22 protein-coding genes are annotated in these 24884 nt (G+C 44.0%); 17 read left to right on the forward strand and 5 right to left on the reverse strand.

Translation table 11 applies throughout. The features are described 5' to 3' along the window. Positions 1-16: 16 nt before the first annotated feature. The 4 genes from fahA (at position 17) to GWK51_RS15375 (ending at position 3524) form a co-directional block, all read left to right on the forward strand. Complete coding sequence (gene fahA, locus GWK51_RS15360) at positions 17-1324, forward strand: fumarylacetoacetase (protein ID WP_161934368.1); 1308 nt, start codon at positions 17-19, stop codon at positions 1322-1324. Further along, positions 1311-1949, forward strand: a complete 639-nt coding sequence (gene maiA, locus GWK51_RS15365; RefSeq protein ID WP_161934369.1) for a maleylacetoacetate isomerase — start codon at positions 1311-1313, stop codon at positions 1947-1949. The genes fahA and maiA overlap by 14 nt, the downstream gene beginning before the upstream one ends. 21 nt (positions 1950-1970) lie before the next feature. Beyond that, positions 1971-2519 carry a VOC family protein gene (locus GWK51_RS15370; protein ID WP_161934370.1) on the forward strand — a complete coding sequence of 183 codons (549 nt, stop codon included), beginning with the start codon at positions 1971-1973 and terminating at the stop codon, positions 2517-2519. Positions 2520-2744: 225 nt separating this feature from the next. Beyond that, complete coding sequence (locus GWK51_RS15375) at positions 2745-3524, forward strand: IclR family transcriptional regulator (RefSeq protein WP_161934371.1); 780 nt, start codon at positions 2745-2747, stop codon at positions 3522-3524. Positions 3525-3645: 121 nt separating this feature from the next. Here the strand turns inward: GWK51_RS15375 and hppD are convergent, their stop codons facing one another. Further along, entirely contained in the window at positions 3646-4698 is a 1053-nt protein-coding gene (gene hppD / locus GWK51_RS15380; RefSeq protein ID WP_161934372.1) for a 4-hydroxyphenylpyruvate dioxygenase, read from the reverse strand. 879 nt (positions 4699-5577) lie between these two features. On the opposite strand from hppD, the gene GWK51_RS15385 reads away from it, so the two are divergent. From GWK51_RS15385 to GWK51_RS15430, 10 genes are all read left to right on the forward strand, one after another. Further along, complete coding sequence (locus tag GWK51_RS15385; protein ID WP_228151422.1) at positions 5578-6222, forward strand: YitT family protein; 645 nt, start codon at positions 5578-5580, stop codon at positions 6220-6222. A 128-nt stretch (positions 6223-6350) separates the two neighbouring features. Further along, positions 6351-6842: an Lrp/AsnC family transcriptional regulator gene (locus GWK51_RS15390; RefSeq protein WP_100242039.1), complete on the forward strand. Its 492-nt coding sequence runs from the start codon at positions 6351-6353 to the stop codon at positions 6840-6842. A gap of 168 nt (positions 6843-7010) precedes the next feature. Next, positions 7011-8600 carry a peptide chain release factor 3 gene (locus GWK51_RS15395; RefSeq protein WP_161934373.1) on the forward strand — a complete coding sequence of 530 codons (1590 nt, stop codon included), beginning with the start codon at positions 7011-7013 and terminating at the stop codon, positions 8598-8600. 95 nt (positions 8601-8695) lie between these two features. After that, on the forward strand, positions 8696-9520 hold the full coding sequence (locus tag GWK51_RS15400; protein ID WP_161934374.1) for a hypothetical protein: 825 nt from the start codon (positions 8696-8698) through the stop codon (positions 9518-9520). Between the two features lie 59 nt (positions 9521-9579). Continuing rightward, positions 9580-10545 carry an RsiV family protein gene (locus tag GWK51_RS15405; protein ID WP_161934375.1) on the forward strand — a complete coding sequence of 322 codons (966 nt, stop codon included), beginning with the start codon at positions 9580-9582 and terminating at the stop codon, positions 10543-10545. A gap of 11 nt (positions 10546-10556) precedes the next feature. After that, a complete protein-coding gene (locus GWK51_RS15410; protein WP_161934376.1) occupies positions 10557-11372 on the forward strand; it encodes a TatD family hydrolase in 816 nt (271 codons plus the stop codon). Positions 11373-11489: 117 nt separating this feature from the next. Then, positions 11490-14243: an aconitate hydratase AcnA gene (gene acnA / locus GWK51_RS15415; protein WP_161934377.1), complete on the forward strand. Its 2754-nt coding sequence runs from the start codon at positions 11490-11492 to the stop codon at positions 14241-14243. A gap of 93 nt (positions 14244-14336) precedes the next feature. Beyond that, on the forward strand, positions 14337-15140 hold the full coding sequence (locus GWK51_RS15420; protein WP_161934378.1) for a hypothetical protein: 804 nt from the start codon (positions 14337-14339) through the stop codon (positions 15138-15140). Positions 15141-15203: 63 nt separating this feature from the next. Further along, positions 15204-15974, forward strand: coding sequence for a tRNA threonylcarbamoyladenosine dehydratase (locus GWK51_RS15425; RefSeq protein ID WP_161934379.1), 771 nt, complete (start codon positions 15204-15206; stop codon positions 15972-15974). Between the two features lie 175 nt (positions 15975-16149). After that, entirely contained in the window at positions 16150-17001 is an 852-nt protein-coding gene (locus GWK51_RS15430) for an acid phosphatase (RefSeq protein WP_161934380.1), read from the forward strand. Between the two features lie 70 nt (positions 17002-17071). Here GWK51_RS15430 and dusA read toward each other — a convergent pair whose 3' ends face one another. Next, on the reverse strand, positions 17072-18097 hold the full coding sequence (gene dusA / locus GWK51_RS15435; protein ID WP_161934381.1) for a tRNA dihydrouridine(20/20a) synthase DusA: 1026 nt from the start codon (positions 18095-18097) through the stop codon (positions 17072-17074). A 510-nt stretch (positions 18098-18607) separates the two neighbouring features. On the opposite strand from dusA, the gene GWK51_RS15440 reads away from it, so the two are divergent. Further along, entirely contained in the window at positions 18608-19549 is a 942-nt protein-coding gene (locus GWK51_RS15440; RefSeq protein ID WP_161934382.1) for a carbon-nitrogen hydrolase family protein, read from the forward strand. Between the two features lie 258 nt (positions 19550-19807). On the opposite strand, the gene GWK51_RS15445 is transcribed toward GWK51_RS15440, so the two are convergent. After that, positions 19808-20422 carry a hypothetical protein gene (locus GWK51_RS15445; RefSeq protein WP_161934383.1) on the reverse strand — a complete coding sequence of 205 codons (615 nt, stop codon included), beginning with the start codon at positions 20420-20422 and terminating at the stop codon, positions 19808-19810. Positions 20423-20497: 75 nt separating this feature from the next. Continuing rightward, a complete protein-coding gene (locus GWK51_RS15450; RefSeq protein ID WP_161934384.1) occupies positions 20498-21988 on the reverse strand; it encodes an arylsulfatase in 1491 nt (496 codons plus the stop codon). Between GWK51_RS15450 and GWK51_RS15455 the strand changes: the two genes are divergently transcribed. Continuing rightward, on the forward strand, positions 21981-22775 hold the full coding sequence (locus GWK51_RS15455; protein ID WP_235941167.1) for a sulfatase-like hydrolase/transferase: 795 nt from the start codon (positions 21981-21983) through the stop codon (positions 22773-22775). The genes GWK51_RS15450 and GWK51_RS15455 overlap by 8 nt on opposite strands. Positions 22776-22954: 179 nt before the next feature. Further along, positions 22955-23599, forward strand: coding sequence for a HEPN domain-containing protein (locus GWK51_RS15460; protein WP_161934385.1), 645 nt, complete (start codon positions 22955-22957; stop codon positions 23597-23599). 66 nt (positions 23600-23665) lie between these two features. Here the strand turns inward: GWK51_RS15460 and GWK51_RS15465 are convergent, their stop codons facing one another. After that, entirely contained in the window at positions 23666-24868 is a 1203-nt protein-coding gene (locus tag GWK51_RS15465; RefSeq protein WP_161934386.1) for an MFS transporter, read from the reverse strand. Positions 24869-24884: the final 16 nt, after the last annotated feature.

Here is a 24884-nt window from a genome sequence, read left to right on the forward strand (position 1 = left end):
CAAGGATGGCACTATCATGAATTCGCAATTGAGCTGTTTTATTCCTGTTTCAGACGATTCAGATTTCACTATTCATAATTTGCCTTATGGCATTTTTAGTCGTACTCAGGATGGCGAGCGACGTGTTGGTGTGGCGATTGGTGAGTGGATTTTAGATTTGGCAGCTTTGGAGCAGGCGGGTGTTTTACGCCTGAGTGAGCATGAGCACTATTTTAATCAATCCAGTCTGAATAAATTTATCGCATCGGGTTCAAGCAACTGGCACAAAGTACGTCGAGAGTTACAACAACTTTTGGCACTGGAAAATCCTCGTTTGCAGAATGATGCCGATTTGCAGCAACAGGTGCTCTATAAACAGCAAGATGCCATCATGCATTTACCTGTACAGATTTCAGGTTATACCGATTTTTATTCTTCTAAAGAACATGCCACCAATGTCGGCTGCATGTTCCGCGATCCTAAAAATGCCTTATTGCCAAATTGGAGCGAGCTACCTGTCGGTTATAACGGGCGCGCCAGTTCAGTGGTGGTAAGTGGTACTGACATTGTTCGTCCATCGGGTCAAATCAAATTGCCTGAACATGAGCGTCCAGTTTTTTCCGCAACACGGAAACTGGATTTTGAATTGGAAACGGCTTTTATTGTCGGTCAACCAAGTCGCTTAGGTCAGCCGATTCATATTGATGATGCTGAAGCACATATCTTTGGCATGGTACTGTTGAATGACTGGTCAGCACGAGATATTCAGCAATGGGAATATGTGCCTTTAGGTCCGTTTAATGCCAAAACTTTTGCCAGTGCCATTTCGCCGTGGGTGGTGACCATGCAAGCCTTGCAACCGTTTAAAGTGCAGGGTCCTGTGCAAGAGCCACGTCCTTTAGCTTATTTACAGGAACGTGCAGAAAGCAGTTATGACATTCAGCTTTCGGTAGAAATTCAAGCGGCACAAAGTTCGAGCGCAGAGGTGATTTGTCAGACCAACTTTAAATATATGTATTGGTCAATGGCACAGCAGTTGGCGCATCACACCATTGCAGGCTGTAATGTCAATGTCGGTGATTTGATGGGTTCGGGGACGATTTCGGGTTCAACTAAAGATTCTTACGGCAGCTTGTTGGAACTGACGTGGAATACCACAGTACCTTTGACTTTAGCCAATGGCGAACAGCGTGGTTTCTTGCAGGATGGTGATACCGTCATTATGAAAGGTCATGCGGAAAAAGACGGGATGCGTGTCGGTTTTGGTGAAGTTCGAAATAGCATTTTACCCGCTTTAAGTTTTGACTTTGCCGAAGCAGGGCAGGCACAGCATGAAACTGTATAGCTATTTTCGCAGCTCGGCGGCGTTTCGTGTTCGCATTGCCTTGAATTTAAAAGGCTTGAGTTATGACACGCAGGCGGTGCATTTGCTGAAACAGGGCGGTGAACAGCATTTGGCAGCGTATGCAGCGCTCAACCCGAGTGAGTTGCTGCCAACCTTATTAGATCAGCAGCATGTTCTGATCCAATCGATGAGCATTCTTGAGTATCTGGAAGAAGCTTATCCGAAAACTGCGTTATTGCCTCAGGACCTGCATCAACGCGCTCGGATACGCGCTTTTGCCCAGCATATTGCTTGTGAAATTCATCCACTGAATAACTTAAGAGTGTTGCAGTACTTGGAGCAGACGCTTGAAGTGAGCAATAGCGAGAAAACGGCTTGGTATCAACACTGGATTAAGCTGGGCTTTCACAGCCTAGAGCAACAATTACAGCAATCGAATGGTCAGTACTGTTTTGGCGAACAGCCGACTTTTGCCGATTGTTGCCTGATTCCACAAGTGTATAACGCCAAACGTTTTCAAATTGATTTAACGGAATATCCAAAAATCCAGTCGATTTATACGCACTGTATGCAGTTGGCAGCGTTTCATCAGGCTGCACCTGAACAACAAGCCGATTGGGAATAAAACAGAAAAAGGAGTTTGATTATGAGCTTTGCAATTAAAAAAATACATCATGTGGCTTACCGTTGTAAGGATGCCAAAGAAACGGTGCAGTGGTACAAAACCATGTTAAATATGGATTTTATTTTGGCCTTTGCTGAAGATCACGTGCCATCGACCAAAGCCTTTGATCCCTATATGCATTTATTTTTGGACGCAGGTCAGGGCAATGTCTTAGCCTTTTTTGAACTGCCGACGCAACCTGAAATGGGGCGCGATGAAAATACTCCAGCTTGGGTACAGCACATTGCCTTTGAAGTGGAAGACTTGGCAGCATTACTGGCAGCCAAAGAACATTTGGAAGCACATGGCGTAAAAGTGCTTGGCATTACCAATCACGGCATCTTCCATTCTATTTATTTCTTCGATCCAAATGGTCACCGCCTAGAGCTGACCTATAACGATGTGCATGCCGATGAAAAAATTGCGCGCATTACCGAAGAAATGAAACTGGAAATGCTGGATGAATGGAGCAAGACCAAACGTGCGCCACATCATACTCACTTTTTACATGAGGAAGAGTTAGGTGCTTAAAGCACGGTTCTGACTTTTTGGTTTTACCCTTGACTGCATTTTTGACCGAGTGCAGTTTTTTTTTGCCGCGAGATTTGCCAGATGACCGTCGCGCATAAAAGTCCGTTAAAAGATGAGTTCAGTTTTTGCTAAATCTCAGGCATGATGTCACGGACCAATTTGTCCTTGTGTCGTCACACAAAAGCAAAGAAATGATTGAGAAAATGACCTTTAAAGAGCACATCAATGGTTGAAGAAAAGTTATCGGGTGGGGTGCAATCGCTTGAAGTCGGTTTGGCGGTGTTAAATGCGCTGCTCGAGCATAATCAACCGATTATTCTGAAAGATCTCTCGCACAAGCTGGACATGCATCCAGCCAAAGTCCATCGCTATCTGGTGAGCCTGATTCGGATGAATTACGCTAAACAACTGGACGATGGGCAATATGCACTGGGCGATCAGGCGTGGCGCTTAGGTCTTAACTGTATTCAGCATACCGATGCCTTGCAGCAAGTGCAGTCGATGATTTATGCCTTGCAAGCCAAGATTGGGTGCAGCATTCAAATCAGTAAATGGTCGCCGCGCGGGCCGTTGGTGGTGCAGTCGCTTGAATCTAATCATCCGATTGCGATTGTAACCAAAGTCGGTTCGATCATGCCGTTGGTCAACTCAGCTTCGGGACGGGTCTTTGCGTCGTATTTACCTGAAACCGTGATTCGTCCCTTAATGCAGGCCGAATGGGATAAAGCAGCGACTTTAGGTCTGGCACTGAAACCTACCAACTGGGATGAATTTAGCCAGTTAAAACAGCAGATTCGTACGGAGCAAATGGCTTTGGCGAAAGGGGATTTGCTGGTTGGCATCAATGCCGTGGGTTTACCTGTTTTTAATGCACAAGGTCAGATCGAGTTTTCTGTGGTCGCGATTGATAGCGAAACCTTTTTGCCACTGCATGTAGGCAGTGAAAAAGTACAGTTATTGCAGCATGAAGTGGCTGCCATGAATCAGTTTATTCAAGCCCGTTAACATGGCTGGTATGATCGATTAAAAAAAGGCGACTGAATTCAGTCGCCTTTTTTTGTGTACGATGCCGGCTTAAATGGGTTCGCCTGCTTCGTGCACTGGTGTTGCTGTTTAAACCCGTGGCTTAAACTTGCAGTACGCCACGACGGATTTGATCCCGTTCGATGGATTCAAACAGGGCCTTGAAATTGCCTTCACCAAAGCCATCATCGGCTTTACGTTGAATAAATTCGAAGAACACAGGTCCCAGCATATTTTGCGAGAAGATTTGCAGGAGCAGTTTCTTCTCGCCATTTTGGGTAGAACCATCCAGTAAAATGCCGCGTTGTTGCAGTTCTTCCGTCGGTTCACCGTGATTTGGTAAACGCTCGGGCAACATTTCATAATAGGTATTTGGCGGCGGGGTCATAAACTTCATGCCGAGGCTTTTGAGTTTGTCCCAAGTCCCAATCAAATCATCAGTAATAAAGGCAATGTGTTGAATGCCTTCGCCATTAAACTCCGCCAAGAACTCTGCAATTTGTCCATTGCCTTTGTCCGAGTCTTCATTCAATGGAATACGAATTTTACCATCTGGTGCAGTCAAGGCTTTAGAGGTCAATCCTGTATATTCACCCTTAATATCGAAGTAACGGATTTCTTGGAAATTGAAGATTTTTTCATAGAAATTTGCCCAATATTCCATGCGACCTTTGTAGACATTATGGGTTAAATGGTCAATTTCATTCAAGCCTGTCCCGATAGGGTGGTGGTCGACGCCTTCAATAAACTCGAAATCATTTTCATAGATGTCACGGTCCACCAAGAAGATTGGCATCCCCCCAATCCCTTTGATGGCTGGGATATTCAGCTCCATTGGACCGACTTTGCTATACATCGGCTCCGAACCCAATTCTAGCGCTTTAGTAAAGGCCTTGGCTGCATCGCGAGTTTTAAAGCCCATGGCACAGGCAGAAGGACCATGTTCTTTAAAGAAATAAGAGGCATAAGATTCGGGCTGGTAATTCAAAATAATATTGATATTGCCCTGACGCCATAAGTATGCATTTTTGGATTTATGCTTTGCGACTTTGCTGAAACCAATGGTTTCAAAAATTGGATCAAGCTCATTTTCCTTGGCTACAAATTCAATAAATGCAAATCCGCATAATTCTAATGGGTTTTCTAAAATATCCATCTTATTTCCCTCTTGTCGTGAATTGACGAGTCCAATGTTCAGGGTGTTTTTTTGATGTGAAGAACAGCCAGTGTTCGGCTCAAAGATCTTGACTGAGGTGCATGGATCCCATGACCGAGTTCAACTTCCTGTTACACATCCTGTGTGACGTTTTACGACTGTAGCAAGGTATACCGCAGGCTCAGACACTGTATGACTGACGATGGTGTTACGGTGCTGGTTTCGCTGCTTGTGATATTCCTTTTCACATGTCGTTGCTTTGCTTGTGCTGTTTATGCATCAAAAAGGTGCATTAAGGCAGACTTTATGTTGAGAACAGCTTACTCAATCCAATTAAATTATGCAATACATAATTTAATTATGTTATTTGTAATTTTATTTTGCTGTATGAAGATGCTCACATGGCATCATCTTCGGTATGAAAAAAGATGCTGATCCTCTGGTGAAGTTAAAATAGATAAATAAAAACAATAGCTTGAATTATTTTCTTGATTTCACCTATTTCAATCCTATGTGGAGGCATCGTCCTGTTTGATTCAAATACATGACAGCAAAACCTTGGTGCTTCGTTTAATTAAAGCAGATTAAGTACAATTGTATAATCGATAAACACCAAAATATGCAACAAAATTGTGCAATAAATTATTAAATGCACCATTATGTGTATTAAAAATAAAATAATGCATGATTTGTGTTTATTTATCATTAAGCAAAACCTGCGGATTTAACGCTTATTTGTAGAAAATTGTTTCCCTTTAAGGAAGTAAATGGCTGGATTTAATGAAATAAAAAATCTTTAAAAGTTTAGATATGCATATTTATTTTATATTGGTACATAATTTGCATTAAAATTGCGTATTGTATGTCTTGGATTTTCTTATGGACAACCAACCTTTATCAAATCCTGCCGTTTTGGCATCTCTCCCAGCCCCAATGTCACATTCCAAAGTAGAAGATGTGGTGGCGCTCTTTATTGGGACGTTCCTGTTGTCTTTTGCGATTAATATCATCCAGCAGGGTGGCATTATGACTGGCGGTACAGCGGGTTTAGCCTTGTTATTGCATTATGTATTTCATGTGTCTTTCGGCACCTTGTTCTTCTGTATCAATATTCCATTTTTCTATTTGGCGTATAAAAAGATGGGCTTGCAATTGGTGCTGAAAACCGTTGCCGCGATTGGTTTGGTTTCTTTCTTTGCTGAACTCAATCCGAGCTTTTTTAGTCTGGAAAATATCAACCCGATTTATGCCTCATTGATTGCCAATATTATTTTGGGCGTCAGCTTTTTAATTTTGTTCCGTCATAAGTCGAGTATGGGCGGAATCAATTTATTGGCGATGTTCATGAATGAGAAATATGGCATTTCTGTGGGTAAGTTCCAGATGTTTGTGGATATCAGTATTCTGATTGCATCCGCCTTCTTCGTCGATTTCAATTTGTTGATGATTTCGATTATGGGTGCGGTGGTGTTGAATATGATTATTGCCATGAACCATCGTAAAGATCGTTACGTCGCGTCTTAATGGCTGTTTTTAAGGGAGAGTTGGGCAAACCAGATTGGATTTGTTTTTCTCTCCCTGTTTCTATAAAGTAGTTTGCAGCGAAAAATACGATTTTTCAGTAGTTTGATAACAAGATTCTGGGATAGATGATGAGCGATGAACTGGACGATTACGATCGTAAAATTATTCAGCAATTACAGCAAAATGGTCGTTTAACCAATCAAGAGCTGGCAGAGTTGATCGGTCTTTCGGCTTCACAATGCTCACGCCGTCGTGCCACGCTGGAACAAAAAAAGATTATCACGGGCTATTATGCGCAAATTGCCTTGAAAGCCGATCCATCGCCAATTACGGGCATGATCGAGGTCAGCATTCGTAATCACTATGATGATGGTTTTGAGAAATTCTTGGAGTTTATTCTGGATGAACCACGCATTCGTGATGCCTATAAGCTGACAGGTACCTCGGACTTTTTGCTGAAAGTAGCAGTCAAGAATCTGGATGAAATGTCGCAACTGATCAGTAAAATTTCATCGCATCAATTTCAGATTAATGACATCACTACGTCAATTGTGCTGGAAAAACTCAAAGAAAACTCGATTGTATTGTCCAATCCTGCATCGAATAGCGAAGCGCTTTAACTGACTTGCTGGGTTTTGTCTGATTTCAGGCAAAACCATTCGGCATGAAATACATAGAAGAAAAACGATTCTTACGCTACAATTGAGCCTATTTTTGTCTCACCTGACAGTGTTATGTCGTGTGTCATTTGCGCGAGCATCACTGTGTACAAATTGCAGATTTCCTCCATGTTCAAAGATCAATTATTGAAAGAAGTTCAGGCACGCCGAACCTTCGCGATTATTTCCCACCCCGATGCGGGTAAAACCACCATGACAGAAAAACTGCTGTTATGGGGTAAAGCCATTCAGGTGGCGGGTATGGTAAAAAGCCGTAAATCGGACCGTGCTGCGACCTCGGACTGGATGGAAATGGAAAAAGAACGTGGTATTTCCATTACTACGTCTGTGATGCAGTTTCCGTATAAAGATAAGATGATCAATCTTCTGGACACCCCAGGACACGAAGACTTCTCGGAAGATACCTATCGTACCTTAACCGCGGTCGACTCTGCACTCATGGTGATTGACGGTGCAAAAGGGGTCGAGGACCGTACCATCAAATTGATGGAAGTCTGTCGTATGCGCGACACGCCGATCATTTCATTTGTGAACAAAATGGACCGTGAAATCCGTGAGCCTTTAGAGCTGTTGGATGAAATTGAAAACGTTCTTAAAATTAAATGTGTTCCTTTGACTTGGCCGCTGGGTACAGGTCGTGACTTCGCAGGGGTATTTAACCTGATCGAAGAAAAATTCTATGTCTATAAAGCGGGTTTTGGCTCAACCATTACCGAGATTGAAGTGCGTGATGGTTATGACCATGCTGACCTACGTGAAAAAGTTGGTGAGTTGGCTTGGGCTGCCTTTGAAGAGTCTTTAGAACTGGTACAAATGGCGAATGAGCCTTTAGACCGTGAAGAATTCTTGGCGGGTCGTCAAACCCCGGTATTGTTCGGTACTGCACTCGGTAACTTTGGTGTTGACCATGTACTGGATGCTTTTAGTAACTATGCGCCTGAACCGAAAGCACATCCAACTCAAGACCGTAAGGTGGAAGCGACTGAAGAAGGTTTCACAGGCTTTGTCTTTAAGATTCAAGCCAATATGGACCCGAAACACCGTGACCGTATTGCCTTTATGCGTATTTGTTCAGGCAAATATGAAAAAGGTCTGAAAATGAAACATGTCCGTTTGGATAAAGATGTCCGTATTAGTGATGCCTTGACCTTCCTTGCGGGTGAGCGTGAGCATTTAGAAGAAGCGTGGCCGGGTGACATCATTGGTTTACATAACCACGGCACCATTCAAATTGGCGATACCTTTACTTCAGGTGAAAAACTGCAATTCACTGGGATTCCCCACTTCGCACCTGAAATGTTCCGCCGCGTGCGTTTAAAAGATCCGCTGAAGTCGAAGCAGTTGCAAAAAGGTTTGAAAGAGTTGTCTGAAGAAGGCGCAACGCAAGTGTTTATGCCACAAAACAGTAATGACCTGATTGTCGGGGCAGTCGGTGTACTTCAGTTTGAAGTGGTCGCGTTCCGTTTGAAAGAAGAATACAAGGTCGACTGTATTTATGAGCCAGTCAGCATCAATACCGTGCGTTGGGTGTCTTGTGATGATGACAAGAAATTCAATGAATTTAAGAAAAAAGCACATGACCAGTTATCAGTCGATGGTGGTGGGCATTTAACTTATCTTGCACCAAGCCGAGTGAATTTACAGCTCATGCAAGAACGTTATCCTGACATTGTGTTCCGTAATACTCGCGAACACTAAAGTCAGCCAGACAGCCTCTTTCAGGAGGCTGTTTTTACATGGTATTTCATTGAATTGGTGACCTTGTGTTTGAGGCAGCCTAGCGTGTGGTCGAAATGAAGAACAACAACATTATTCAAATTGCTGTTTTGGTGTTGGCAGGATTAGCGGTGTCAGCGTGTGATTCCTCCAAGCAGTCACAAGATCAGCAGAACAGTGATTCAGCTTCTATTTTTAAACAGGACAAAGCTGAAGTTTTGCCTTATCTGCACATTCAGCAGCAACCCGCTAAAATTGCCTTACCTTTTTGTGAAACCAAAAACTGTATTGATATCGACATTCAAACCTTAGTCACTCAAGATCAGTGGCTCAACGATTGGATGGCGAAAACCCAAGCCATGGTGATTCAAGATCAAATTGGCCTAAAGCAGAACATGAGCTTGCAGCAAGCCGTAAATGCTTATGTGAAAAAGTCGGATGATTGGCAGGCGAAGTATTCTAAAAATCCTGCTTATCAGTTGTCGTTGTATACCCGTATTGCCTATCAGCGTAATGAATACGTGTTGTTGCAAGTCGGGGTCGATAGCAAGCAAGAAGAAGTGAAAGTCAATGAGCGCTATTATTTTGCTGTTGCAGATCGCAAGAAGCAGCAAGGCATCACGCTACTTGACATTATCGAGCCAAAGCAGCAAGTTTATATGAATGAGCTGGTACAAAAAGCCTATCAGGATTGGTTAAAGCAACAAACGCCAGAAGCGCGACAAAAAGCGCCGAAGAAATTGTATTGGGGACAGGCCGATTGGTTCTTTGACAGTGAAGGCATAGGCTTGCATTACCGCAGTTTGCAAATTGTGGATGAGGGTAAGCAGCTAGATATTTACCTGACCAAGGCGCAAACCCAGCAAGTTGTAAAAGCAGATATTTACCGGACTATGTTTTAGCTGTTGTAAATGCAGTGTGGTTGTAGGTCGATTGAAAAATGACAATAGGTTTGAATCAAATGACAAAAAATAAAATGCTTGGCGCGGTCAGCATAGTCACGGTAGCTGTGCTACTCAGTGCATGTCAGCCTAAAAAAGTAGAATCGGAACAGCCTGAAACGGCAGCTTCATCGGCATTAGAACAACAGCAAGCTCAGCAATTGATTGGAGATTCGGAAAAACTTGCGCTGAATTTGCCAGAGTGTGATGATAAAAACTGTCCAGAAATGACCATTGAACGCCTGAGCAGCAATCAGCCGTTTATTGATGCCTATATCGATGCGGAAATTCTGAAACAGGTCATGCAAATTTTAGCTATTTCTCCTGAGTTAAGTGATGCTGAGGCTGCATCGACCACGAAAGCCTCGGAAGTAGCCGCATCGCAAGCGGTGGTTCAAGCCGCAACGGTCAAGCAACAGCTTGAGCAACAATTACAACCCTATACCCAAACCTTCTTAAAGTTAGATCAAGAGATTAAAGCACTCAGTTCCAATCATAAAATTAGTGTGATGATCAAACCGACCATTCTGAATGCCAAAGGACCACTGGTGACGGTGGTCTTGAATACCAGCAGTTACTTGGGCGGTGCACACGGTTCATCGTCACAGCAATACTATAATTTCGATTTAGAAAAACAAAAGCTGGTGAAATTGGATGAGGTACTGGCACCAAATCAGTTAGCGGCGCTGGAAAACCAAGCCCACGAAGCGTTTCAAACGTGGGTAATTGAATCCAAACTGGCGAACGATGTATCCGAGTATGAACAGGCTTGGAAATTTAAACTCAGCGATAATTATTATTTGAGCCAGCAGGGCTTAATTCTGCAGTATGGCGAATATGAAATTGGCCCTTATGTGGTGGGTTTACCACGCTTGACCATTCCGTATGATCAATTGCAAACCATCCTGAAAAAACAGTATTTACCTGAATTTGCCACCGCAGCAGCTGCAAGTGCTGCAAGTGCTGCCAGTGCGCCAAGCCCGTAATCGGGTGCTGCATGCTGCCGCGTTTATTTGATACGCATACCCATTTTGATGTTCCTGATTTTGATTCAGATCGGGAACAGTTGGCGTATCAGGCAAAAGCAGCAGGAGTGGAGGCGTTGGTGCTCATTGGTTTTGTGGCTTCACGCTTTGCAGATTTACTACACACCCAACAGTTTGTGAATGGTTTGTCGCAGGCGCCGCAGGCTTACCTTGCTCCCGGCTTGCATCCTTTTTATATCGAACAACATCAACCTGAACATTTACTCCAGCTTGAACAATTGTTGCAGCAACAGGACTGTGTTGCAGTGGGGGAAATTGGGCTAGATACTTTTTTGCCTGAACATAAACAACCCGAAATATTTGCCAAGCAGCAGGATTATTTCCAGCAGCAATTAGAACTGGCGCGGCAATATCAAAAACCCGTTTTATTACATATTCGCAAAGCACATGCAGAAAGTATTGCCTTGTTAAAACGACAGAAATTTCAATACGGTGGGATTGCGCATGCATTTAGCGGTGGCGTGGAAGAAGCCAAGGTCCTGATCAAGCTCGGTTTTAAAATTGGCGTGACTGGACAAATTACCAATCCCAATGCGAAAAAACTGCATCGAGTGGTTCAGGAAATCGGGGCTGAACATTTGGTGCTGGAAACCGATTGCCCTGATATGACGCCGCTGTGTTGCCAAGTTTCAAGCCAAGAACGAACCCGTAATACGCCAGTGAATTTACCTTATGTATTAGCGGGTCTGACACAAAGTTTACAGTGCAACGAAAATACCTTGGCAGAACAACTCTGGCACAATACCCAGCAGTGTTTAAGGCTCTAAATCCAGACATTCAAGACGCCAAAATTACTAATCCACAACATTAGCGCGTCGGATTTCGCCTACATTATTAGAATAATAATTGATCAAATCAAGTCATACAGGCTGGAGGATCCACCTATGGCAAAGTACAGTCAAATCAATAGCTTTAATGCCTTACAAACATTCACCGTCGGTTCTCAAACCTATCAAATCTTTAGCTTGGCGCAAGCCACACAAGTATTGAGTGATATTGCCAAACTACCCAAATCCCTAAAAGTCCTGCTGGAAAATTTATTGCGCTTTGAAGATGGCGTAACGGTCAAGCATGAAGATATTCAGGCCATTGTGGAATGGCAGCAAACCCGAAGCTCGGAGCAGGAAATTCAGTATCGCCCTGCACGGGTCTTGATGCAGGATTTCACTGGTGTGCCTGCCGTGGTCGACCTAGCCGCTATGCGTGCCGCAGTTGCCCAAGCGGGACGCGATCCGAATATGATTAATCCCTTATCTCCCGTGGACTTGGTAATTGACCACTCGGTAATGGTTGATCATTTTGCCAGTGGGCGTGCCTTTGCTGAAAATGTCGAAATTGAAATGCAACGTAATGGCGAACGTTATCAGTTCCTGCGTTGGGGACAATCCGCGTTCAATAACTTCAGTGTGGTTCCCCCAGGCACAGGGATTTGCCATCAGGTCAATCTGGAATATTTGGCGCAAGCGGTATGGTTGGGTGAATCGGAAGGGCAGACCTTTGCCTTCCCAGACACCTTGGTCGGCACAGACTCGCACACCACTATGATTAATGGTCTGGGTGTTTTGGGTTGGGGCGTCGGCGGGATTGAAGCTGAAGCCGCCATGTTGGGACAGCCGATTTCCATGCTGATTCCCGAAGTGATCGGATTTAAACTCACAGGCAAACTCTGTGAAGGCATTACCGCCACCGATTTGGTGTTGACCATTACCCAAATGTTGCGCCAAAAAGGCGTGGTGGGGAAATTCGTCGAATTCTATGGGGATGGTTTGGCAGATTTACCCTTAGCAGACCGAGCTACCATCGCCAATATGGCCCCTGAATATGGTGCCACTTGTGGCTTTTTCCCCATTGATGAGGTAACGCTGGGATATATGCGTTTAACAGGGCGTACCGATGAGCGGATTGCGCTGGTCGAAGCCTATTGTAAAGAGCAGGGGCTATGGCGCAATGCGGGAGATGAACCTGTCTTTACCGATACCCTAAGCCTAGATATGTCGACCGTGGCGGCCAGTGTCGCAGGTCCGAAACGCCCGCAAGATCGGGTGTTGCTGGCAGATGTGCCGGGAACGTTTGATGCCTTGATGGCACTCAGTTTAAAACCCGAAAAAGAAGATAAATCTCGCTTGGAAAATGAAGGTGGTGGTACCGCAGTCGATGCGCAAAAAGCCAATATCACCCATGAAAGTGCGTTTTGTGAGATTGATGGCAAGCAGTATCCCTTGGTGCATGGCGATGTGGTAATTTCTGCGATTACCTCCTGTACCAATACCTCCAATCCGAGTGTGATGTTGGCCGCAGGCTTGCTGGCTAAAAAAGCCGTTGAGAAAGGATTACAGCGTAGACCGTGGGTGAAAAGCTCCTTGGCGCCGGGTTCGAAAGTGGTGACGGATTATCTGAACGCTGCGGGTTTAACGCCTTATTTAGATCAGTTGGGCTATAACTTGGTGGGCTATGGTTGTACCACCTGTATTGGGAACTCTGGTCCTTTGCCTGAGCCAATTGAAGAAGCCATTAATTGTTATGACCTGAATGTGGCATCAGTTCTTTCGGGTAACCGTAATTTTGAAGGACGGGTACATCCTCTGGTCAAAACCAACTGGCTAGCCTCTCCACCTTTGGTCATTGCCTTTGGTCTCGCGGGCAATATTCGTTTGGATTTAACCACACAGCCGTTGGGACATGGAACCAATGGGGAAGTGGTTTATTTAAAAGATATTTGGCCAAGTCAGGCAGAAATTGATGAGGTGTTGCAGAAAGTTAACACGGACATGTTCCATAAAGAATATGCCGCAGTATTTGAGGGGGATGCCAATTGGAAAGCCATTCAAATTCCGCAAAGTCAAACCTATGCGTGGGATGAGCAATCGACTTATATTCGTCATCCGCCATTTTTCTCAGAGATTGGGCAACCGCTCAAATCGCTGCACAATATTGAACATGCTCGGATTCTTGCGGTGTTGGGGGATTCCGTGACCACGGATCATATTTCTCCTGCAGGGAACATTAAAAAGGACAGTCCTGCTGGGCGCTATTTACAAGAGCATGGCGTCGAGCCGAAAGACTTTAACTCTTATGGTTCGCGTCGCGGCAACCATGAAGTCATGATGCGCGGCACATTTGCCAATATTCGGATTAAGAATGAAATGCTAGGTGGAGAAGAAGGCGGCAACACCTTGCATATTCCAAGTGGCGAGAAACTGGCCATTTATGATGCGGCCATGCTGTATCAACAAGAGGGTACACCTCTGGTGATTATTGCAGGCAAAGAATATGGCACAGGATCTTCCCGTGACTGGGCTGCCAAAGGCACCAATTTGCTTGGGGTCAAAGCCGTGATTGCTGAAAGTTTTGAGCGGATTCACCGTTCAAATCTGGTCGGGATGGGCGTGCTACCGTTGCAATTTATGTCGGATCAGAATCGTCACAGTCTCAATCTGACTGGACATGAATGTATTTCAATTTTAGGCTTGTCGGATGATTTGGCACCGCATCAAACCTTTGAAGTAGAAGTGACCCGTACCGATGGCTCGCGCGATTCATTCCCCGTGTTGTGCCGTATAGATACCCTGAATGAAGTGGAATATTTTAAAGCGGGTGGTATTCTGCATTATGTATTACGTCATCTCATTGCGAGTTAGCATGAGGCGCTGTTTCAGCATCTGATACCAGAGTCTATGTTGCTCAGGCTCTGGTATCATTCATAGATAAAATATAATCTTAAAATCCTTTTTATGTTGAAATTTTTACTGGCAGCTTGCATCTGTATTTTTCCTGCTTGGGGCTATGCAAAACCTCAAGCCTTAATTTTAAAAGCACAACCCATTACACAGTCACAGCGCCAAAGCCTGTGTACTCAGCTCAAGATTTCCTGCGAACCTGATGCGACATGGCAACTCTATCAAGTCCCGAATGATGCCAAACGACATTATCTGATTGCAAAATTGAAACTGTTTGAATTAGAGAAAAATGCGCAGCGTTATCAACTAGGCAATGATTGGGATTTTTCAGCCTATCAACCGCTTAGTCAAACACCACATTGGACGGTTGATGGCCCTGCGGAAAAAGAGGAATTACTGGATCAATACGGTAATTTTCTCCGCACCGATGCTTTACACCTCTATCCTGTGTTATTTCCTATTAACGAAACAGATTACAGCATTGCCCTGATTCAACGTTGGGACGAAATGTACTCGGGTGGCGGCATGACCGAAGAAGTGGCAGACTTTTTACAACTCAAGCCGCGAGGGCATTACCAACAGATTTTTCAGAATATTCCATTTTCAGTCTCAAGGATGATTCGCGCCTGTTTTTCAGAGCAAGATTATGCGACGTCAGGCGAACATTGCCATGATCTGGAAAAATTGGTGCTGAATATCGAATATCTACAAGCACAGACATGGCGCATGAAGTATCACTATATGCGGAGCTTGTCGCCATCTTCAGATCAGCTACCGATGAATCAGCGCAAGACTTATGTCTTGAAGAGCAATAAGGCCGATGCCATCCAGATTCCCAGTGCATGGACCGCATATTAATCCGCAACTTTTAAATTGAATTTGATAAAATAGCCGCGATTCTATTTCCGATTTGATCTCCCTATGACTGATTTACTCCAAGATGATGAATATGAACGCCGTTTTGCGGGCGTCGCTAAAATTTATGGAGAACCAGCATTTCAAGGCTATGAACAAAGTCATGTCATGGTGATTGGCATTGGTGGGGTCGGTTCATGGGCTGTAGAAGCTTTGGCACGTACAGGCGTGGGTGAGTTAACCTTGGTGGATATGGATGTGGTTGCTGCATCGAATATTAACCGTCAATTGCCAGCCATGACTTCAACTTTGGGCTGTGAAAAAATTGAAGTGATGGCGGAACGTTGTCGCTCAATTAATCCGAAAATTAAAATTAACCTGATTGATGATTATTTAACGCCAGACAATGTCAAAGAGCTGTTAAGCAATGCACCTGATTTAATTCTGGACTGTATTGATGATGTCAAAGCCAAGCTGGCGCTGATGTTACATTGCCGTTTTAATAAAATTCCGTTAATTGTGTCGGGTGGTGCAGGCGGTAAACTGGACCCGCTGAAAATCCGTGTTGCGGATTTATCGAAAACCGAACAAGACCCGATGTTAGCTAAGTTACGTGCACAGCTACGTTCAAAAGGGATTTGCAAAAAACCGAAAGAAAAATTCGGGATTACCTGCGTGTATTCAATTGATAATCCTTTCTCCAGTGCCGATGTTTGCCCAAGTGCAGGCTTACGCTGTGGTGGCTATGGTTCGGCAGTGGTGGTGACCTCAAGTTTTGCCATGATTGCAGTGGCTGAAGTGCTGAAAAAATTAGAAGCGATTCAAGCCAAACGTTAATAGTCATTGAGCTTGCCACTAAAAAATTTACATAATAAAAGTGCTGTTCTTAGGGGGATATCACGCTTGTCCCCCAAATTATGCTATGTTGATTAAAAATTGATTCGAATCAGAATCTATATGTAAAAACGATAAAGAACGACATAAAAAACTGAGAACAGAGGTGGATATGACAATGATTAGACCCATAGGTTTCATGCTTTTGGCCTTGGCAACCGCTGCGACACATGCTGAAATGAGTACTTATGAAAAAGAATTACGATCCAAACATCAGGGCTATTTAACCGAATCGACTGTTGATAGCGCACTGATTTTACCGCCGCCGCCTGCTGAAGGCTCTGTGACCAAAGCCAATGATGAATTTGTCAATAAAAATGCGCTGATGCTGTATGGTTCAGACCGCTGGGTGCAAGCTGGTTATGACAGTAATTTGTATCCACCAAGTGCAATCAACGCCTTTTCTTGCTCAGCCAATGTCAACATTAGCAAAGAAAAGACCCCGACCATTTATAAAATGTTAGAAACTTCTTTGGTGGATTTGGGCTTATCTTCCTATGCAGCGAAAAACAAATATCAACGTGCCCGACCTTTTATGAGTAATGGTCAGGGCATCTGTGAAATTTCAGCCGCAGACCGTGAAAAGTACGGCATCACTTATGATGAGAACAAAGAAAAATTATCCACGGATGGTTCTTATCCATCGGGACATTCGACCATTGGTTGGGGCTGGGCACTGATCATGAGTGAAATTGCGCCGCAACGTGCCAATCATATTTTCCTACGTGGACGGGCTTTTGCCGAAAGTCGCTTGGTGTGTAATGTGCATTGGCAAAGCGACATCATTGAAGGTAAAAATATGGCGGCCATGACTGTGGCGCAGTTACATACGCAAAAACAGTTTTTAAAAGATTTGGCAAAAGCACAGAAGGAATATCAGACTGCGCAGCGTAAAGGCGATGTGCCAGACGCGGCTTCTTGTGAGTTTGAGAATAAGGCCTTGTCGACCACTGTCGGTTCCGTGATGTAAATCAAAAATAGCTAACCTTAGAAAATAAAAAGCCCAATTTCAAATTGGGCTTTTTATTCAAGTAAAGAACTTAAGGTTGTACTTGATGTTCAATCAGGTAATCTTCGGTGCGCTTCATGGCTTCTTTAATGTTTTGTATTGCATTTTCAACATCAGCAAAAGTTTTGGCATTGCCACCGCTCAGTGCCTGACGCCATTTGCGTGCACCAGGCAAGTTCTGAAATAGACCGAGAATATGACGAGTTAAAATCGACAATGGCGCGCCTTCTGCCATGCGCTGCGAAATATAAGGCAGCATTTGCTCCATAATCTCAAAGCGGTCTGGTGCATCCAGTTGCCAAAGTTGTCCAAGTTCTGCCAGTAAATACGGGTTGTGATAGGCTTCACGACCAATCATCACGCCATCCACATGTTGTAAATGTTGCTGTGTTTCGGCAAAGGTTTTAATGCCGCCGTTAATTTCAATCAGCAGTTCTGGACGTTCTTGTTTCAGACGATATACATCTTCATAGCGTAGAGGCGGAACTTCACGGTTCTCTTTTGGCGATAAGCCCTGAAGTAGAGCAATACGGGCATGTACAATAAAATTATTACAGCCCGTTTTCGCCACGGTATCGACAAATTGCAGCATTTCTTCATAAGAATGCATGTCATCAATCCCGATACGGTGTTTTACCGTCACAGGAATGTCGACGGCTTGACGCATTGCTGCAATACATTCTGCGACTAAGTCTGGCTCTGCCATGAGACATGCGCCAATTTTATTGTTCTGTACGCGGTCACTTGGGCAGCCGACATTTAAATTAATTTCATCGTAGCCCCAGTCCTGCGCCATTTTGCTACAGGTGGCAAGGTCTTTCGGATTCGAGCCACCCAGTTGTAACACAATCGGGTGTTCTTGATTGTTAAAGTCGAGATGACGTTTGGCATCGCCAAATAAAATGGCACCTGTGGTCACCATCTCGGTATAGAGAATCACATTCGGGTTAAACAAGCGTGCAAAAAAACGATAGTCCTTGGTGGTCCAATCCATCATCGGGGCAACAGATATACGCGGAAGCTGGGAAATATCAGCGTTCGGTTTTAACTCAGACATGAAAGAACCTATCAGAATGGGCTGTCCACACGACAAAGATAAATGTGAAGACCAGCACAACAGAATTTAACGAGATGAAGGGTCGCTATAGTGCAAAAAATACGATAAAAAGGCAAGAAATAGCCGCTAGGGTTTTGTTAATTGGTAATTGCATTATTCAGAGGTAGAGGAAAAGAAAGGAGTCTATCGTGCAGTCAGCTATGAAAATAAGGGAAAGGTTTATCGACTTGGGTTGAAACAAGAACATCACATCATTACAAAAATAAATTCAGCGTATTGAATGGTGAGGATTTAAAAATGCTCAGATCATTGCTGCATATCTTGTTGCAAACTAAGAGATCAGATGGAGTAATTTGACTGGCGGGAGATATACATTGTAGTAAATAATTTTGAGTAAATAACAAGCAAATTATTAAAAGTAGTCGTTGTATTCCATTTTAATAAGATGGCAAATGTGCCGAATAACTTTAGTTAAAGCACCTAAGTCATCACTCACTTGCTGGAGTCGCTATGAAGAAAATAGCTGTAGCTCAAGTTGCCCCCATTCTTCTAGACAAAGAAGCTTCGATTGTTAAAGCGGTCTCGCTGATTGAGCAGGCAGCGAACAGTGAGGCACAACTGCTGGTGCTCCCAGAATGTTTTATTCCTGGCTATCCAAGCTGGTCGTGGCGGCTCAAGCCTGGTGCAGATATGGGCTGCTACAATGATATCCATGCCAGATTATTAGAAAATGCAGTAGATGTTTCCGCAGGTGAATTGTCGCCACTTCTCCAAACAGCAAAGGATTGTGGTATTTCATTGAGTATTGGATTCAATGAGCGAGAGGGAGATTTCTCAAGGGCGACGATCTTTAACAGTAACGCGCTGATTAGCCATGAAGGTGAGTTACTGAATTTGCACCGCAAGTTAATGCCCACCAATCCAGAGCGAATGATTCATGGAATTGGTGATGCTCGAGGCTTACGCGTTGTAGATACTCCTGTTGGGAGAGTGGGTGTGCTCATCTGTTGGGAAAGCTATATGCCGCTCGCAAGATATTCTCTCTACGCACAAGGAGTTGATATCTATCTAGCGCCAACTTGGGACAGTAGTGATGTATGGCAAAGCACGTTACAGCATATTGCTCGAGAAGGCGGATGTTACGTCATTGGAGTAGCGAGTTGCATCTACGGCAAAGATATTCCATACAACTTTCCGTATCGTGAGAAGATTTTTCCTGATGAATCAGAGTGTATCAATCCAGGCAATGCCAGTGTTTATGCGCCAGGCGGCAAGTGCATCTCGGAACCTTTAGGTGGTGAAGAACGACTGCTCTATGTCGACATTGATCCTACAGCGGCAGCAAAAGCACGTAGAAGTCTCGATGTCGCGGGACACTACAGTCGAAGTGATATTTTTCAGTTGGAGGTCATTCGGAAAATATTCCCACCAATTCAGTTTCATGATGATTAAGGCATCGCCTCATTACGACCTAACCACAGATTGCAGGGAACGGATTATATCTATTGGCGATCTTTCTCTTAGCTCTATAATGAACCTGACGAGACAACTGCATCATGCACAACAAACCTCACCATGTGTTTTAGACGAGGATAATTTTTTATTTGAATTTTAAGTCTCAATAACTGAGGTGAATAATAATGGAGAGGAAGTGTTGAATCTTTTACTGGAGGGGAAAACCGTCAGGTCGAAACCTGACGGAAGGAATAACTATTTAAGATCAATCACGACTTTTTCGAGTTCTCCTGTGAACTTAAATGGTACTTTGTAATCCCGCACAATTGGTGTACCTGTATCTTCGCCAATGTCCAGAGTTTCATCAAGGCTGACACGGACAGGCACAGTGCCATCAATGCGACCTTTGGCAACTTCCTTACCATCAACATAAATGGTGGTTGTACCGCCTTTACCCGTACCACCGCCGTCATAGACAAAATCAGCTTTTAAGGTATGTTTACCTGCCGATAATTTGTTTGGCGCCTGTACTTTAAATTTCTGATCAGGCGTGAGTGAACGTGCATAGAGGAAGGTCGGTTTGCCATCCATCAGTAAGAAGGCATTCCCCCCAAAGAATCCACCTTGGGTCATCATAATACCATTCGCACCACCTTCAGGAATCACCACATCGGCTGTGATGCTATAAGAGCGGTTCTTCATGTCTGGCGCCATACCTTCGGTAATACGCGTAGTACCTTCATAATAGGTATAAGAAGTACGTCCCACATTATGTTGTGGGCGGTTTTGTGGTTCAGCACGTTCTACATAACGGTCATCCAGTGGGAAGACTTTATTTTTCTCCGCTTCTTGCATAAACAGTTTCTGCATTGCAGCTAATTTTTCAGGATACTGTTTCGATAAATCTTTAGATTGAGTGAAGTCCTCTTTTAAATTGTAGAGTTCCTATTTGTAGTCAAGAGGAGAGGCAGGTTTTTTGGATAACTCATTACTCCAAGGACCAATCACTGGTGTGGTGTTTGCCATCCAGCCATCATTATAAATGGCGCGGTTAGCAATAATTTCAAAGTATTGTGTTTTGTGACGTTCAGGTGCTTTAGCACTGTCAAAGGTATAGGCAAAGCTGGTGCCATTCATCGGCACTTGCTGGAAGCCATTAATGGTTTTTGGTGCAGGAAGTTTTGCAGCTTCAAGAATGGTTGGCACAATGTCGGTAATGTGGACAAATTGGCTACGAATTTGCCCAGTTTGTTTAATGCGTGCTGGCCATGACACCACCATTGAAGTTTTGGTACCACCAAGATGCGAAGGAATTTTTTTGTCCCATTGGTATGGTGTATTCATTGCATGTGCCCAACCACGCGCAAAGTGGTTTTGCATCCATTGACCACCAAATTCATCAATGTGATCAATCATATATTGCTTATCATTCGGAATATGGTTGGCAATTAGATTGGTTTCACTGGTCATCCCAATGCCTTCAGGGGATGGATCTTCCGCACTACTACCGTTGTCGCCTTGAATGTAGATAATCAGGGTATTATCCAGTTGTCCCATTTTGTCAATGGAATCGATCACACGTCCAATTTCGTAATCCGCTTCTGCAAGGGTCGCCGCATAGGCTTCCATTTCACGCGAGACCACTTTTTTCATGTCAGGGGATAGATCTGCAAATCGACCATAAATCTCTGGGGTTGGATTCAGTACGGAATTTTGAGGAATGATCCCCATCTTTTTCTGACGTTCGAAAGTTTGTTTACGGAGTTCATCCCAACCCATATCAAACTTGCCCTTAAACTTGTCTAACCATTTCTTGGAGGCATGGTGTGGGGCGTGCGCACTCCCTGGCGTGTAATAAGCAAAGAATGGTTTGTCGGGATTGACGGCTTTTTGCATTTGAATCCATTTAATTGCGTGGTCGGCCAAGTCCTCATTTAAAATATAGGAGTCTTCCTTACCTAAGTATGGATCAAGCGCTTTGGTGCCTTCAAAGAGTGCGGGTCGGAATTGATGTGCATCTGCACCCAAGAATCCATAGAAATATTCAAAGCCTAAGCCCGTTGGCCACAGTTGGAAAGGTCCCGCAGGTGTGGTTTGCCAGTCGGGTACATTGTGGTTTTTACCAAACCAAGAAGTTCCATAACCGTTGTCAGTCAAGATTTCCCCAATGGTGCCTACGCTTTTCGACATTAAGCTGTGATAACCAGGATAAGGGGTGGACAGCTCCATAATAATCCCCGTCGCACCAACGTGATGGTTACGCCCTGTAATGAGCGCAGCACGAGATGGGGAGCTGAGGGCGGTAGTATAGAAGTTGTTAAATTTCAGACCATTTTTCGCAAGTCGATCATAGGTCGGTGTGGGAATGGCACCACCAAAGGTTTGAGTCGCACCAAATTTTGTCTGGTTAAACCCAAGTCGTATGCATATGTTCACACATTTACGTCCTGAGCATCGTTATTTAGCCGCAAAAGCCACCTCTGAAGAAGATCTGTACGGTAGCGGCATGATTGAGCATGACATGCAAGTCGGTCATGTGCTGGATGAAATGAAAAAGATGGGGGTGTTGGATAACACCATCATTGTATATACCACCGACAATGGTCCTGAACACAGTGCCAAAAACCATGGCGGAACTACACCTTTCCGTGGCGAGAAGATGACGACTTATGAAGGGGGCGTGCGCGTTCCAATGATGATTCGTTGGCCTGGACACATTCCTGCTGGCCAAGTCAAAACGGGGATTCAAGCCAATATGGATCTGTTCACCACGTTGGCAACTGTAGCAGGTAATTCCAATGTCGTGGAGGATATGAAAACCAACCGTAAGCAATTCATTGATGGTGTGAATAACCTAGATTACTGGACAGGTAAGTCGGCTGAAAGTAAGCGTAATAATTTCCTGTATTACCATGAGTCTACGCTGCGTGCAGTTCGAATTAACCAGTGGAAGATTCACTTAGAAACCAGTGAAAACTATTATGACGGTTATCAAAAGCAGAAGATTCCATTGATTTTCAACCTGCGTCAGGACCCATATGAGTCATTTGATAGCACCACAGATCGCTCTGAAATTACCCAGCAAAAATTATGGTTGGGTGAACCTGTAGAAGCCTTGCTTGGGGAGCATGTGAAGTCATTGATGGATTACCCGCCTGTACAAAAAGCCACCACGCTAGATTTCAGTAAATTGGTTGAAAATTTACTGTCACAAAAGAAATAAAATAGATTTGACGAAATGCATACAGTCCAGTTCGCTGGGCTGTTTTTTTATTGATATACAATGCTTTTTCCAAATCAAACGGATTTAATGAACGGGGGAATATGCGTTTTTTGATTGAGCGCGAGCGTTAAATTCGTTAAGGTAAAAACATAGAAAAGAATAAAGAAATGGAGATGAATATGTTAGTACTCGAAGAAGTATTTAAAAATAAAAAAGCAGAACATTCCGATGCTTTTAATCTACGACTCCATCGTGGGATTAGTTGGTTCAAGAAAGCGATGCTGTTGGATGAAGATCTCGATTTAAAATTTATTAGTTTGTGGATTGCCTTTAATGCCATTTATGCGCGTGAAGGTGCTGTGCTGCAACCGCAGCAGGGGGTGAAACAGTTTTTAGGCTGGCTAAGCCAGTTGGATCGTGAACATAAAATTGACTATGTGCTGGGACATAAATGCAAGCAAACCATTCAGGTCTTTCTAGATAATCCTTATATTTATCAGGGTTTTTGGGATTATCACAATCATAAAATCAGTCAGGCATCGTGGAAAACCGAGTTTGAAGCCGAGCAGCGTGTGGTGCATCAGGCCTTGCAGGGCAGAAAAATTACAGAGATCTTGGCTTTTCTGTTCGCCCGTTTAAATACCTTGCGCAATCAGATTTTGCAGGGTGGTGTGACTTATAACAGTGTCGTGAACCGCCGCTATATTGCGGATGGTTGTAATATTTTGTCGAGCCTGATTCCAATTTTTATGTATATCTTGCTGGAAAATGCCGAACTGTTAGATACGGACAAACCGTTCTATCCAGTGATGCAAGTCTCTTGATTCATTTTAGATTTTTGCCCTATAGCTGAATGTAAGGCGATAGGGCAAGGTAATCTTAATGTAAAACTAAATAGGCTTATGTGGACTCAGCGGTTTGTTGTAGCTGAGTAAATCAATCAATGCAAAAATCGCTGCACCAAGCACCAGCAAGATTCCCACTAGACAGCTCATGTTCCATCCACCATGATGCCAAGCATAGACTCCCAATGCAGAACCACAGGCACCGCCAATAAAATACATGGTCATATAAATCGAGTTAATCCGCGATTTCGCATCGGGACGAATACGGAAAATAATGTTCTGATTGCTGCTATGTACTACGGCTAAGCCTAAGTTAATCAGACCGTAGCCAATAATATAATTCAACAGATGCTGCCCACCTAAGTATAGGAAGTACCAACTGATTGCCATGATGGCACAACCTGTCCACGTCAGTACTGTGGTATAGCCCCGATCTGCCAATTTCCCGACATATTGTGTCGAAAGCGCACCGAAAACCCCAATCAGCGGGATGACGCCGACCAGTACATCAGGCAATTGATAGGTTTCTGACGTAAGTAACAGCGCAATGGTGGAAAATAAAATACTCATGGCGGCAAAAACAAAACCGCCAATCAACGAACGTAACACCAAGCGGCGTTCTTGCTTAAGTAATTGCCCCATGGACTGAAATACTTGCGGATAGCTCATCTTGAACGACATTACATAAGGCAAGCGAGATTGGAGTAAAAAAGCCAAAATCAAAATCGAGATGCCGCTTAAGATGTAAATCAGTTTCCAGTGGAACAAATTGGACAGTAAACCCGCCAAACTGGTTGAAAGCAGTAAACCGACCAATAAGCCACTCATTAAAAAACCAATCACTTCGCCTGTTTTCTCAGGCTTAACCGCCATGGTTGCCAAAGGAATCAGCACCTGAGCCGCCACAGAAAACAGCCCGACAATACTGGTCCCGAGCCACAGCATGGGTAAGTTGACCGCAAAGGCACAGATAAACAAACCAATTGCCGCCAGAAACATCAGCAGCGGAATAAATTTGGTTTTATTCACCATATCGCCAATCGGAACAATTAACAGTAGCCCCAGTGCATAGGACACTTGGGCAAAGGTCACGGTTAAGGCAACTTGAGATTCGGGAACATGAAAATACTGTTGAATCGAATGAATCAAAGGCTGGCAGTAGTAGTTGGCACCAGCACAAAGACCGCAAGCCACAGCCATAAGCCATAGCAATGGTTTGTCTTGGCTAATATCACGAGGAGAATTCATAAAGTTCCTTGGCTTG

It is taken from the genome of Acinetobacter kanungonis (genome assembly GCF_009939195.1).
GTDB classification, from domain to species: Bacteria; Pseudomonadota; Gammaproteobacteria; order Pseudomonadales; family Moraxellaceae; genus Acinetobacter; species Acinetobacter kanungonis.